The organism is Streptomyces sp. NBC_01445 (assembly GCF_035918235.1).
Classification (GTDB): domain Bacteria; phylum Actinomycetota; class Actinomycetes; order Streptomycetales; family Streptomycetaceae; genus Streptomyces.
Genome location: NZ_CP109485.1, coordinates 3,511,742 through 3,525,172 on the forward strand (window position 1 = coordinate 3,511,742; position 13,431 = coordinate 3,525,172).

Below are 13,431 nucleotides of genomic sequence, written 5' to 3' on the forward strand. Positions count from 1 at the left end.
GGTCACCACGCGCGCGTGCCCCGGTGTTCCCTGACCTCGGCCCTGGTCCTCACGGTGAGTGAAATGGCAGGATCGCCCGCATGCACAAGGCCCTCCCCCGTGTCAGCAGGCGCCGAGCCCTGGAGGGCTCGGCCGCCGCCCTCGTCGTCCTCGGGCTGCTCCTGTGGTGGCTGCTGCCGCTGGACGACAGGGCACCGGGGGGCAGCGTGACGTTCAGTACGGGCCAGCGGACCGGGGTGTACGAGACCTACGGCAACCTCCTCAAGACCGCGCTCGGCCACGACCTGCCGGACCTCGATGTGCGCCTGACGAACAGCGAGGGGTCCCAGGAGAACGTCGAACGGGTCGCCACGGGGAAGGCCGATTTCACGATCGCGGCCGCCGACGCCGTGGAGAAGTACAAGCTTCAGGGCGGCGCCGGAGGGGACCGGCTGCGCGGCTGTGCCCGCCTGTACGACGACTACGTGCAGCTGGTCGTGCCCCGCTCGTCGTCGATCAGGTCGGTCCAGGATCTGCGCGGCCGCAAGGTCGCCGTGGGCGGCAAGGGCTCCGGGGTCCGGCTCATCGCGGAGCGCGTGGCCAAGGCAGCCGGGCTCGACCTGGAGAGGGACATGAAGCCCGTCCCCACAGGGATCGACGGCATGCCCCAGGCGCTCAAGGACGGCGACATCGACGCCTTCTTCTGGTCGGGCGGCCTGCCGACGAACCATGTGCGCAAGCTGTCCGAGAACTACCCCATCCGTCTCGTCGAGCTCGGCAACCTCGTCGACGCGCTGCACAAGCAGGGCGGCGCGTCCCGTTACTACCGGGCCGCCGTGATGCCCGCCGACGCCTATCCGGACGCGCAGCAGGGTGTCTCGGTGCCCACGCTGGCCGTGGCTAATCTGCTGGTGACCACGGACCGTGCCGACCCCCGCCTGACGGAGGCGCTGACGCGCACGGTGATAGACAGCCGCGACCACATCGGCACACAGGTGCACGCGGCGCAGCTCGTGGACCTGCGGACGGCGCTCTACACGGATCCGCTGGCGCTGCACGAGGGCGCCCGCCGCTACTACCGCTCGGTGAAGCCGTAGGGCCCCTGGCCCGCCGCCTCAGCCTTCCCGGTGGGTCCGGGGCACCGCCACCGTCACGCACAGCCCGTGGGGCTCGTGAGGGGCGTACGTGATGGAGCCGCCGCCCGCCGCGAGCAGCGCCCGCGAGATGGACAGGCCGAGGCCCGATCCCTTGACGTTCTGATGGCCGGTGCTGCGCCAGAACCGGTCGCCGATCCGCGCGAGTTCGTCCTCGCGCAGGCCCGGCCCCCGGTCCGCGACCACGATCTCGGTGGACTCTCCGTTACGGGCGACGCAGACCCGTACCTCCTCGCCGGAGGGGGTGAACTTCAGGGCGTTGTCGATCACCGCGTCCAGGGCGCTCGACAGCGTCACGGGGTCCGCCCACCCGGTGACCGCGGGGCAGTCCCCGGTCAGCCGCACCCCCTTTTCGTCGGCGACCGGCCGCCAGGCGCCCACGCGTTCGGTCACCAGCTCGCCGATGTCCGTGAGCCGCAGATCCGCCTCGGTGTGCTCGGCGAGGGCCAGGTCGAGCAGGTCGTCGAGGACCGAGGCGAGCCGCTTGCCCTCCGTGCGCACGGAGGCGATCTCCTCGTTCCCCTCGGGCATTTCGAAGGCCAGGAGTTCGATGCGCAGGAGCAGGGCGGCGAGCGGATTGCGCAGTTGGTGCGAGGCGTCGGCGACGAAGGCGCGCTGCTGCTCCAGGACGTCCTCGACGTTGTCGGCCATCTCGTTGAACGACCGGGCCAGACGCTGGAGTTCCGGCGGTCCGCCGGCCGAGGCGACGCGCGACTTCAGGCGGCCGGTGGCGATGTCGTGGGTGGTCGCGTCGAGGACGCGCACGGGCCGCAGGACCCAGCCCGTCAGCCGCAGGGCCGCGCCTACGGCCAGAAGCATCGCCGCCACCTCGCCCGCCGCGATGAGCAGCCACCCCTGAAGAGTCTTGGAGCGCATCTTGCCGGTGGGTGAGTCGGTGACGACGACCGCGACGACATCGCCGTCGCTGATGACCGGTGACGCGACGACGAGCCGGCCGCGCCTCCAGGGCCACACCTGCTGCGGGTCGTGGCTGCCGCGCGAGAACAGGGCCTCGTCGAAGGCCTCGCGCACGGCTCCGTCGCGGGGCAGCTGCCAGTCGTCCGGGGCGCGCCCCATGGGGTCACTGTTGCGGTAGAAGACGCCCGCGCGGATCCCGTACACCTCGTAGTAGCGCGTGAGTTCGTTCTGCAGGGTCTGCTGGCGCTCGTCCGTGACACGTACGCGGGAGCCCGTCGAGCGCTTGGTGACGAACTGGGCCAGCGCGGCAAAGCGTGCCGTGTCGTCGATGCGGTCGACGACGACCTTCTGCTGCTGGGCGGCCGCCACGCTCGCGGCGAGCGGGAAGCCGAGCGCGAGCAGCACGCCCGCCATCAGGACGATGAGCAGCGGGAGGAGGCGAGCGCGCACCCGCGGCCTCTAGGCGGCCGGCGCGACGAGCCGGTACCCGACGCCGCGCACGGTCTCGATGAGGGCGGGCATGCGCAGCTTGGAGCGCAGGGACGCGACATGCACCTCCAGCGTGCGGCCCGTCCCCTCCCAACTGGTGCGCCAGACCTCGCTGATGATCTGTTCCCGGCGGAACACCACCCCGGGGCGCTGCGCGAGAAGCGCCAGGAGGTCGAACTCCTTGCGGGTCAGTTGGACAACCGAACCGTCCACGCTGACCTGGCGGGTGGGCAGTTCGATGTGCACGGACCCGAGCCGCAGTCCGTCCTCGGCCGGCGCGGAGGACTCGTCCGGCACACTGCGCCGGCTGACCGCGTGGATCCGGGCGAGCAGCTCCCCGGTGTCGTACGGCTTGACCACGTAGTCGTCGGCACCGAGGTTGAGGCCGTGGATGCGGGAGCGTACGTCCGCGCGCGCGGTCACCATGATCACGGGTGTCGACGTGCGCTTGCGGATCTTGCCGCACACCTCGTAGCCGTCCTGGTCGGGCAGGCCGAGATCGAGGAGTACGACTCCGAAGGCGTCCGCCTCGGGGACGAGCGCCCGGAGGGCTTCCTCGCCGCTGCGGGCATGCGCCACTTCGAAGCCGTGCCGGGCGAGGACCGCCGACAGAGCAGCGGCGACATGGTCGTCGTCCTCGACGAGAAGCAGTCTCATCACGGCCCCCTTCGGTTCATCGGTCGTTCGGCCCCGGCACGCCGGCAGGCGTTATCCGTGCACGCGCGTGCGGCACACCATGGCATCCACTCCGATACATAAGGACGCCGTCAAGAGCGTTCCGGTTACGGGCGCCTTCCGTTATCCAGCCGGTACGCGCGGGGCCACCCTCTTCACGGATCGTGGCCGGTTGAAGCCGGATCGTTATGCTCAAGTTCCCCTCAGATGTAATGACGCTGGTCGTACGGCATTACTACTGTCCTCCCAACCGAGGAGGATGGAGCAAGACCCCGATGACCGATGTATCGGTGACCAAGGACGCCATTCCCGCGGCCGACGAGCTGGTCGTGCTGAACCAAGTCAACAAGCACTTCGGCGCGCTGCACGTGCTCCAGGACATCGACCTGACCATCGCGCGTGGTGAGGTCGTCGTCGTCATCGGACCCTCGGGCTCCGGCAAGTCGACGCTGTGCCGCACGATCAACCGCCTGGAGACCGTCGACACGGGTGACATCACGATCGACGGCAAGCCGCTGCCCCAGGAGGGCAAGGAGCTGGCCCGCCTCCGCGCGGACGTGGGCATGGTCTTCCAGTCCTTCAACCTCTTCGCGCACAAGACCGTGCTCGAGAACGTGATGCTGGGGCAGATCAAGGTCCGCAGGACGGACAAGAAGGCGGCCGAGGCCAAGGCGCGCACCCTGCTCGACCGGGTGGGCGTGGGCACGCAGGCGGACAAGTACCCCGCACAGCTCTCCGGCGGGCAGCAGCAACGCGTCGCGATCGCACGGGCGTTGGCGATGGACCCCAAGATCATGCTCTTCGACGAGCCGACGTCGGCCCTCGACCCGGAGATGATCAACGAGGTCCTGGAGGTCATGCAGCAGCTCGCCCGTGACGGCATGACGATGATCGTCGTCACCCACGAGATGGGCTTCGCGCGCTCGGCGGCCAACCGCGTGGTCTTCATGGCGGACGGACGGATCGTCGAAGAGGCCACACCCGACCAGTTCTTCAGCAACCCGCGCAGCGACCGGGCCAAGGACTTCCTGTCGAAGATCCTGCACCACTGACGCTGACGCACGGGCGTCTGACTTTTCACGGCCGAAATCTGCCGACACGAAGGATGTTCACCATGAAGCTCCGCAAGTCCGCCGCGGCGGCGGCCACTGTCGCCGTGCTCGCCCTCACCGCCACCGCGTGTGGCGGCGACTCCGGCAACGCCGGTGACAAGCCCGCCGGCGGCGCCGGCGGCAAGGACCAGCCGAAGCTGCCCACGTACACGGTCGCCTCGGGCGTGAAGCTGGACTCCGCGACGCTGAAGCGGGCGCAGAAGGCCGGCAAGCTCGTCATCGGCGCCAAGAACGACCAGCCGTACCTGGGCTTCCAGGACACCGACGGCAAGCGCTCGGGCTTCGACATCGAGATCGCCAAGATGGTCGCCGCCGACCTCGGCTTCAAGCCGTCGCAGATCGAGTTCAAGACGATCGACTCGAACGTCCGTGAGACGACCATCTCCAAGGGCGAGGTCGACCTCTACGTAGGCACCTACACGATCAACGACGAGCGCAAGAAGCAGGTCGGTTTCGCCGGCCCGTACTTCATGGCCGGCGCCGACCTCCTCGTCCGCGGCGACGAGAAGGGCATCACTGGCCCGGACTCCGTCAAGGGCAAGACGGTCTGCTCCATCAAGGGCTCGACCCCGCTCCAGGAGATCAAGAAGCCCAAGTACGGTGCCAAGACCGTCGAGCTCTCCAAGTACTCCGAGTGCGTGCAGCAGCTGCTCAACAACGAGGTCGACGCCGTCACCACCGACGACGCGATCCTCAAGGGCTACGCCGCACAGCGCCCCGGCAAGCTGAAGGTCGTCGGCAAGCCGTTCACCGAGGAGCCGTACGGCGTCGGTATGAACAAGGACGACAAGGCGCTGCGCGAGGCGGTCTCGAAGGCCATCGAGGCCCACGAGAAGAACGGCGACTACAAGAAGGCGTACGACGCGACGCTCGGCCTGTCCAAGTCCGCGTACACCGCGCCGCCGGCGCTCGAGCGCTACTGACGCGCTGACGGTGCGGGCCCCGGCCCGCACCGTACGACCCCCCGGCAGTGAACGGCCCGCCACGGGCGCAACCGCACAGTGCGCCCGTGGCACGGCCCGCGCTGCCTGTCCGCCGCCGCCCACGAGGACATCCCCGTGAACGTATTGCTCGACCATCTCGCGGAATTCCGCGAGGGGTTCATAGGCACCGTCCTGCTGACCCTGGCCAGCGGGCTCCTCGCGATGGTCCTGGGTGTCATCATCGCCGGGTTCCGTGTCTCACCCGTACCCCCGCTGCGCTTCTTCGGCACCGCCTGGGTCACGCTCTTCAGGAACACCCCGCTGACCCTGCTCTTCCTTGTGGCGTGGTTCGTCGTTCCGGTCATCTTCATGCCGGGCCTCAGCCCGTGGGCCAAGGCCCTCATGGCGCTGAGCTTCTACACCTCGGCGTTCGTGTGCGAGGCCGTCCGGTCCGGCATCAGCACGGTGCCGCTGGGACAGGCCGAGGCCGCCCGGTCCATCGGGATGACCTTCTTCCAGACGCTGCGTCTGATCATCCTTCCGCAGGCCACCCGGACCGTCCTGCCGCCGCTCAGCTCGATCTTCATCGCGCTGACGAAGAACTCGGCGATCGCGGGCGCGTTCAGCGTCACCGAGCTGTTCGGCGTGCAGAAGCTGCTCAGCGACCAGGGCTTCGCCATCGCCTGGATCTTCCTCTGGGTGGCTCTCGGCTACCTGGTCATCACCTTCACCATCAGCGGTCTCTTCCGGCTGCTCGAGCGGCGCATGGGGGTCGCACGATGAGTTCGAGCGTCCTGTACGACGCACCGGGCCCCAAGGCCCGGGTGCGCAACCGCATCTACACGGTCGTCGGCTCCCTGGCCGTGCTCGGCCTGATCGCGTTCACCCTCTACCGGATGAACGTCAAGGGGCAGTTGGAGCCCGAGGTCTGGAACATCTTCAACAACGCCGGCGTGCGGGCCAGCATCCGCGACGGCGTGCTCACCACGCTGAAGGTGTTCGCCGTCGCCGGCGTGCTCTCCCTGGTGCTCGGCCTGCTCCTGGCCGTCGCTCGCCTGTCCGAGCACAAGACGGTCCGCTGGGCCGCCACGGGCTTCATCGAACTGTTCCGCGCGATCCCGCTGCTGATCACGATCTACGCCCTTTGGTTCCTGTTCCTGACCTACAAGACCAGCCTCGGTGTCGTCGGCGACAACACCGCCTTCTGGGCGCTCGTCATCGGTCTGACCGTCTACAACGGCTGCGTGCAGGCCGAGGTGATACGGGCGGGCGTCAACGCCGTGCCGCGCGGACAGGTGGAAGCCGCGTACGCACTGGGGCTGCGCAAGTCGCAGGTCATGACGATGCTGCTGCTGCCGCAGGCCGTGCGCTCCATGCTGCCGACGATGATCAGCCAGCTCGTGGTGACCCTCAAGGACACCTCGCTCGGCTACATCATCACGTACAGCGAGCTGCTGTTCGCGGCGCGCACGATGGCCAGCAACATCATCGTCAACGGCGAGAACCCGATCACCGCGGTGGTCATCGTCGTCGGTGCGATCTATGTGGCGCTGTGTCTGGCCCTGGCCGCGCTCGCCACCTGGATCGAGCGGCGCGGCCGGCGTGCGAGGACCGGTATCGCGGTGGCGACCGCCACCGACCCCTCCGTCGTCAACGGGACCGACTGAACCGCCCTGCAGAAGAACTGACGAGATGTGAGCAAACGGAGGCAGTGGCATGATCGCCGCTGCCTCCGTCACTTGACGCAAGCACCGGCAATGGGTTGCATACGTTCTGTGATCGCGCACCCCGCTCCAACTGCCCTTTCTTGTACGCCTCCCACAGCACTCCCCGGGGCAGGAGGAGCCGCGCCGTGGACCCGGTGATCGTCGTCGGCGCCGGCCCCGTCGGGCTCACGCTCTCCCTCGCTCTCGCCCGCCAGGGCGTGCCCTCCGTAGTGCTCGACGAGGGCCCGGGCAAGGACGAACAACGGCCCGCACGGACCGTGATCCTCCGCGAGGACACCGCCGCCCTCATGGAGCGGCTCGCCCGGACGTCGTTCGACAAGACGGGCACGCGCTGGGCCGGCTGGCGTTCCCTGCGGCGCAAACAGGTGATGCGGGAGCTCGCCTTCGGTGAACAGATGCCCTCGCCCCTGCATCTGGCCCAGCACGAGCTGACCGGCTCACTGCGGGAGGCCGCCGACGGCGAGCGGCTCATCAGGATCGCCGTGAACAGCCGCCTCGACTCGATCGAGCAGGAGAGCGGCGCACTGACCGCGCACACGCGCGGGCCGAAGGGCACCTGGTGGCGCGGGAGCTTCCTGGTGGGCTGCGACGGACCGCGCTCCACGGTCCGCAAGCTGCTCGACATCCGCTTCCCCGGCCGCACGGCCGTCGAGCGACACGCCGTCGCCGCGCTGCGCACGGAACTTCCGTGGCCCGGCGAGGCGTTGCTCCATCGGAGCCTTCCCTGGCGGACGTCGGGCCCGTCCGGCGGGGAGGTCGTCGGCCGCCCCCTCGCCGACGGCGTCTGGCGCCTCGACTGGCTGCTGCCGCCCCGCAGCGAGCTGGTCACGCCCGACATCCTGGTGACCCGCATCCGGGAGACGCTGGCCGGCTGGTGCGGTGGCTCGACACCGCCGTACGAGCTGCTGGACACGGGGGTGCACACGGTTCACCACCGCCTGGCCCGGCGGTGGCGGGTCGGCCGGGTTTTCCTCGCCGGTGACGCGGCGCACCTGCTCGGCGCGCTCGGCACCCAGGGCCTCGACGAGGGCCTGCGGGACGCGGACAACCTCGCCTGGAAGCTGGCCCTCGCCTGGCACGACGGCCCGCACGAGGCGCTGCTCGACAGCTATCAGGCCGAGCGCCGAGCCGTCGTCGCGGGCCGGCTGCGCGCCGCCGACCAAGCGCTGCCGATACTGCGGGGCGGCAATGGGCTGCGCTCGTACGTCGCCGGATCAGCGCGCGGCCATGACGCGCTGCTCACGGACGGTCATCTGGGGCACGGGGCGCTGGGCGCTCTGGGGGCGTATGCCGAGTCGCCTCTCGCGCCGGAGCCCCCGGAAGCCGCGGTCGACGTGGGTACGGCTCCGGGCGCGCCCATCCGGGACGTGCGGGTCACGGCGCCCGACGGGTCCTTCGCCCGGCTGCGGGACCGGCTCGGCCTCGGGCGCCTGCTCGTCGTTCTGATCGCGCCCGGCACTGGCGTGTGGGAGCGGCGGCACTGGGTCTCGGCCGGGGTCATGCCACGGCTCGCGGCCGCCGTCACGGCGCTGCCGCACGAGGCGGAGCTGCTCGTTGCGGAGAGTTACCCGGGCGCCCCGGCGCACTCCGTGCTGCTTGTACGCCCGGACGGCCACCTGGTCACGGCCCTGAGCGGGGTGCATCCCGCTCAGCTGTACGCGGCCGCGCAAGCCGCGCTCGGGGGGCCCGTGGAGAACGGCGCGAAGGCCGGGAGCGCCGCCGGAACGAGTTGACCGACCCCCTCCGCCATGGTGTACTCCGGAGCGTGACCGACACCGATGTGCGCCTGTGGCGGAGGGTCCATATGGACCTCGTCCGCTATGTGGGCTGCGTGTGTCGCCCGTCCTGCTGATTCGCCTCTTCCCTCTGCGCGATCCCCCTTTTCCCGGGTTCACCGGTTCTTCCGGGGCTTCTCGCGCACTCTCCGCGAACCTTCAGGACGGTATCTGTGTCTGCCTCACCCTCCCCTTCCCTGGCGACCGCCGCGCCCACGCAGCGTGACCTCCTCGACTTCGTACGCCGTACCGCCGAGGACCACGAACTCATCGCCTCGCTCCCCCTGGACCCCGAGGGCCGCACGTGGGTGCGGCTCGAAGGGCCCGGCGGCAGCGAGGCATGGCTCATCGGCTGGCCGCCCGGCACGGGCACCGGCTGGCACGACCACGCCGAATCCGTCGGCGCCTTCCTCACGGCGTCGGGCGAACTCAAGGAGAACTCACTCGCGGCCCGGCTGCCCGCCGACGGCTGGAAGACGCTTGAGCTGTCCGAAGACGTGGACCGCGAACGGACGCTGGCCGCGGGCAAGGGCAGGTCCTTCGGACAGCACCATGTGCACGAGGTCCTCAACGAGTCCACCAGCGAGCACGCGATCTCCGTGCACGCCTACTACCCGCCACTCCCCCAGATCCGCCGCTACAGCCGCGCGGGCGCGGTGCTGCGGCTCGAGACGGTGGAGCGGCCGGAGGACTGGCAGTGAGCGGAGGAGGCAGGGTGAGTGACATGACAAATGGGGTGAGTGGCGGCGTGGGTGGCGCGGGTGGCTTGAGCGGCTCGCGAAGTGAACGGCCTCAGGGAATCGACGAGTTGCTCGATCGGGTGCGCCTCGGTCTGGACCGGGTCGAGGCCGGTGAGGCGCACGCGGCCGCCACGGCGGGCGACGCGCTCCTCGTCGACATCCGGTACGCGGCGCTGCGGGAGCGGGACGGGCTGATCCCCGGGGCGCTCGTGGTGGAGCGCAACGAACTGGAGTGGCGGCTCGACCCCCAGGGCAGCCATCGCGCAGTCGAGGCGACGAGCCACGATCTGCGCGTCGTGGTCGTGTGCAACGAGGGATACGCGTCGAGCCTCGCCGCCGTCTCCCTGCGGCAGCTGGGGCTGCACCGGGCCACCGATCTGGTGGGCGGCTTCCAGGCGTGGAAGGCGGCGGGGCTGCCGGTGGCCGAGTGACGGTCGCGTGAGGTGGTAGGTGTACGTGATGGTGGGCGCCCCCGAGGTAAGGGGCGCCCACCATTGCGTACTGCCCCTTACTCCTTGGCTGTTGCCACCTCGACCGGACGGGGCCTCAGTGCGGCGCGGCCTGGCAGCGAGGTCGCGGTGAGCGCGAGGAGTCCTGCGGCGGCGATCACGGCCATGTAGACGAGGGGTGTGACGGCGGGGGCGGCGCTGCCGGTCATGCCGACGCTGAACGCCGTCAGGACGGCCAGAGCGATACCGCTGCCCAGAGTCGTGCCGATGAACAGCACGGCGAGGGCCTCGGTGCGTAGCATCCTCAAGACCTGACGGCGGGTGGCGCCGGCGAGACGGAGCATCGCGAACTCCCGGATGCGTTCGGAGACCGACATCGCGAGGGTGTTCACGACGGCGATCGCGGTGAACGCGAGGATCAGGCCCATGGCGAGGAGGTTGACCTCGGCGTTGCCCTGCTGGCGTTCCGCCTGGAGGTCGACGGCCGCCGCGGGGGCGAGGACGCGCAGACCCGGGAACTCTCGCACGGTGCCCACGAGTTGTCTCTGTGTACGGCTGGTCCTGACGAGTACGGAGGAGGCGAGGGGATTGTCGACGTGCCGGGCCACCAGATCATGGGCCAGAGTCAGATCGCCGAAGCCGAGACCCTTCGCGTAGACGGCCGTCACGGTGAGGGTGGCCGGTGTGCCGTCCCCGAGCGTCAGCTTCAGCCTGCTGCCAGGCTTCAAGTGGAGCTGGTCGGCGGCGAGTTCGCTGACGGCGACGCCGTCCTGCCGGAAATCCTTCAGCGATCCCGCGGTGACGTCCGGGTCCCACGTGCGTGTGAGGCCTTCGCGGGTGACCCCCTGAGCCGGGTACTTGGCAAGTCCTACGCGCACGGTGGTGCGGACGACCTCGGTCGCGACGGTGCCCTTGGTTCTGCGGATCTCGCGTGCGGCCTCGGCGGGCACACCGGGACCCTGCGCCGCGACGATCCAGTCCGCCCGGATGCCTTCGCGTGCCTGTGCGCGGGCCGCGTTGCCCAGGGTCGGCTGGGTGAAGAGGACGGTGCAGGTCAAACCGATGAGGAGGGCGAGCGGGGTGACGACGGCGGCCATCCGGGCCGCGTTGCCGCGGAGGTTGGCGGTGGCCAGTTTGCCGCCGGGCCCCGCAAGGCCCAGAGGTCCGGCGAGGAGGGCCGCGGCGCCCTTCACCAGGAGCGGGCCGAGCAGCGCGACGGAGGAGGCGAGGACGACAACGGAGAGGAACGTCACGGGAGTTGACGCGGGTTCGGTGCGCAGCACGCTGAGTACGGCAACGAGGACGGCGCCGCCCGCGAGAAGCGCGATTCCGGCTGCGATGCGGCCCCAGGTGGGCCGAGAACGCTCGACCCTGGCCTCCGCGAGCGCTTCGGCGGGGCGGATACGGGCGATGCGGCGGGCTGAGATCTGGGCGGCGGCCCAGGCGCCGAGCAGCGTGGCGCCGACGGCCGCGAACAGGGGGAAGACGCTGACGGTCCGTTCGAGGGTCGGCGGCACCGCTCCGAGTTCGACGAAGCGGTGGTACAGCCACCCTCCGAGCGGAAGCCCGGCGAGGGAGCCGAGGACGCCCGCGGCGGCGCCGACGATGAGCGCCTCACGTCCGAGGAGCTTGCGGATCTGCCCGGGCGTGGCGGCGATGGCGCGCAACAGGGCGAGTTCGCGGTGGCGTTGCTGGACGGAGAGCGCGAAGGTGCCGACGACCACCAGGACGGCGACGAGGAGGGAGGTGCCGCCCATCGCGCCACCCATGCTGATGAGCTTGATGCGAGCCCCCGCGGCGTCGAGGAACTCGACGGGGCCTCGGGCGTCGCCGGTGGTGACCTGGGCGGTCGTGCCGTCGAGAGCCTTCGCGACGGCACGCGCCAGCTCTGCCGGCTTCTGGCCGGGGGCGGGGATGACGCCGAGGGCGGTGACCCGGCCGGGGTGGTCGGCGAGGCGCCGGGCCTCTGAGGTGGTGAAGAACAGCGAGGTCTGGTGGGTCACTGACGCGTGCCCGGCGGGCGCGGCGATTCCGGTGACGCGGTAGGTGCGCGGTGCCTGGGTGGACTGGACGGTGAGGCTGTCTCCGGGCGCGAGGTGGGTGCGGTCGGCCAGGTCCCGGTCCACGACGAGGTCCTGGGGCTTGGTGGGTGCGGTGCCGGCTGTCAGCGCGTAGGGGGTCAGCGCGGCGGAGTCCCAGGCATGCCCGTACGCGGGCCGGTCGGGGTCGGCGGCTCCTGGCGACAAGGGCTGGGCCATGAAGGTGAGTTCGGGGACGATCCGCTCGACGCCCGGGAGGTCGCGGAGCCGTCGCGCGGTGTCCTGAGGCAGCCAGGCCCGCTCGGCGATCGGTTTGGCCTTGTGCTTGACCTTGGTCTTGCCCTTCTTGTGCTTGACCGTGGTCTTGTGGACGTTCTGGTCGGCGGAGACGACGACGGGGGCGGCCGCGTACCGCTCGGTGCGGATGGTGCCGCGCAGGCCGGTCTCCAGAAGGGTGCCGCAGGCCGTGATGAGGGCGGCCGCGCACATGAGGGCGAGGAAGGCACCGAGGAACCCCCCTTTGCGGTCCCGGACGGTGTGCAGTGCGTAGCGCAGCATCATGGCGTGTCCGTCTCTGCGGTGTTGTCGAGGGCCTGGATTCCCTCGGCCGGGGTCTGATTCCCGTCGGCCGGAGCCCGGCGCGCCGGGGCCTGGGCGTCGTTGGGGCGGGCGTCGTCGGCGTCGTCGGGGTGGGCCGGCGCGGGGAAGGCGAGCAGGCGGGTCAGGACGGTGCGTGCGCCGTCCGGAGTCTCGCTGTCGGGGCGCTTGTAGCGGTTGAGGAGCGCGATGAACTCCTCGAAGAACGCGCGGAGTTCGGGCAGCGTGAGTCGGATCGCGCCGCGTGAGTACGGGAAGGCGTCGGCCCACTCCCCCAGGTTCTGCCCCTGCCGCTGGAGCCGCTCGAAGAGTTCGAGGTCGGCGGCGTACGAGAGGTGGTTCAACTCGTCCATGACGAGCCGGGTTTCGGGGTTCTGGCGGCTGCGGGGTGGGAAACGGCGGTCGCCCGGGACGGCTCCCCACCAGCGCTCGCGCCCGCCCACACTCTGGTCCTGGGGCGAGCTCTCCTCGGTGAATCCGTAGCGGGCCAGCTCACGCAGGTGGTAGCTGGTGGCGCCGGTGTTGAGCCCGAGGTCGCGGGCGAGCATCGCCGAGGTCGCGGGGCCGTGGAGGGTGAGGTGCTGGAGGATCTGCTGGCGGCGGGGCTGAGCCAGCGCCTTCAGAGCGCTGAGATCGCTCAGCTCCTGGCCGCCGGTGGGAGCGGCTGAGCCGGGTTCCGGTGTCATGCGTACACAGTCGCCTGTGCACACACCCCTGTGCACTGCGGTGACCAGGCGTCATGACCCGGGGGTTAACCCCACCTGGGTGAGGGCGAGGGCGGCGTCGGACCCCCGTACCGACGCCGCCCTCCCCCTCACCAGGCGGAGCTCACCAGCTCCTCACCCGGCAGAGCT

Annotated in this window: 12 protein-coding genes; 8 read left to right on the forward strand and 4 right to left on the reverse strand. The window is 70.4% G+C overall.

Going from position 1 to position 13,431, the window contains the following annotated elements:
- Positions 1 to 80 precede the first annotated feature (80 nt).
- On the forward strand, positions 81 to 1,076 hold the full coding sequence (locus OG574_RS15960) for a TAXI family TRAP transporter solute-binding subunit (protein ID WP_326773796.1): 996 nt from the start codon (positions 81 to 83) through the stop codon (positions 1,074 to 1,076).
- 18 nt (positions 1,077 to 1,094) lie between these two features.
- On the opposite strand, the gene OG574_RS15965 is transcribed toward OG574_RS15960, so the two are convergent.
- On the reverse strand, positions 1,095 to 2,501 hold the full coding sequence (locus OG574_RS15965; protein WP_326773797.1) for a HAMP domain-containing sensor histidine kinase: 1,407 nt from the start codon (positions 2,499 to 2,501) through the stop codon (positions 1,095 to 1,097).
- 9 nt (positions 2,502 to 2,510) lie between these two features.
- The gene (locus tag OG574_RS15970) at positions 2,511 to 3,197 is read right to left on the reverse strand and encodes a response regulator transcription factor (RefSeq protein WP_326773798.1); all 687 of its coding nucleotides are present in this window, start codon (positions 3,195 to 3,197) and stop codon (positions 2,511 to 2,513) included.
- A gap of 293 nt (positions 3,198 to 3,490) precedes the next feature.
- Here OG574_RS15970 and OG574_RS15975 point away from each other — a divergent pair, with 293 nt between their 5' ends.
- The 7 genes from OG574_RS15975 to OG574_RS16005 all read left to right on the forward strand — a co-directional run bounded on the left by OG574_RS15975 (position 3,491) and on the right by OG574_RS16005 (position 9,923).
- A complete protein-coding gene (locus tag OG574_RS15975; RefSeq protein ID WP_100591093.1) occupies positions 3,491 to 4,267 on the forward strand; it encodes an amino acid ABC transporter ATP-binding protein in 777 nt (258 codons plus the stop codon).
- A 62-nt stretch (positions 4,268 to 4,329) separates the two neighbouring features.
- Positions 4,330 to 5,250 carry a glutamate ABC transporter substrate-binding protein gene (locus OG574_RS15980; RefSeq protein ID WP_326773799.1) on the forward strand — a complete coding sequence of 307 codons (921 nt, stop codon included), beginning with the start codon at positions 4,330 to 4,332 and terminating at the stop codon, positions 5,248 to 5,250.
- Positions 5,251 to 5,385: 135 nt separating this feature from the next.
- Positions 5,386 to 6,033 (forward strand): amino acid ABC transporter permease, encoded by a 648-nt coding sequence (locus OG574_RS15985; protein WP_100591744.1) that lies wholly within the window; start codon positions 5,386 to 5,388, stop codon positions 6,031 to 6,033.
- Positions 6,030 to 6,917, forward strand: coding sequence for an amino acid ABC transporter permease (locus tag OG574_RS15990; RefSeq protein WP_326773800.1), 888 nt, complete (start codon positions 6,030 to 6,032; stop codon positions 6,915 to 6,917). The genes OG574_RS15985 and OG574_RS15990 overlap by 4 nt, the downstream gene beginning before the upstream one ends.
- A gap of 185 nt (positions 6,918 to 7,102) precedes the next feature.
- Positions 7,103 to 8,710, forward strand: a complete 1,608-nt coding sequence (locus OG574_RS15995; RefSeq protein WP_326773801.1) for an FAD-dependent monooxygenase — start codon at positions 7,103 to 7,105, stop codon at positions 8,708 to 8,710.
- A 215-nt stretch (positions 8,711 to 8,925) separates the two neighbouring features.
- Positions 8,926 to 9,453 carry a cysteine dioxygenase gene (locus tag OG574_RS16000; RefSeq protein ID WP_326773802.1) on the forward strand — a complete coding sequence of 176 codons (528 nt, stop codon included), beginning with the start codon at positions 8,926 to 8,928 and terminating at the stop codon, positions 9,451 to 9,453.
- Positions 9,454 to 9,476: 23 nt separating this feature from the next.
- On the forward strand, positions 9,477 to 9,923 hold the full coding sequence (locus tag OG574_RS16005; RefSeq protein ID WP_326778506.1) for a rhodanese-like domain-containing protein: 447 nt from the start codon (positions 9,477 to 9,479) through the stop codon (positions 9,921 to 9,923).
- 77 nt (positions 9,924 to 10,000) lie between these two features.
- Here the strand turns inward: OG574_RS16005 and OG574_RS16010 are convergent, their stop codons facing one another.
- Together OG574_RS16010 and OG574_RS16015 are read right to left on the reverse strand one after the other, a co-directional pair.
- Positions 10,001 to 12,541, reverse strand: a complete 2,541-nt coding sequence (locus tag OG574_RS16010; protein WP_326773803.1) for an FtsX-like permease family protein — start codon at positions 12,539 to 12,541, stop codon at positions 10,001 to 10,003.
- A complete protein-coding gene (locus OG574_RS16015) occupies positions 12,538 to 13,263 on the reverse strand; it encodes an ArsR/SmtB family transcription factor (protein ID WP_326773804.1) in 726 nt (241 codons plus the stop codon). The genes OG574_RS16010 and OG574_RS16015 overlap by 4 nt, the downstream gene beginning before the upstream one ends.
- Between the last annotated feature and the right edge of the window lie 168 nt (positions 13,264 to 13,431).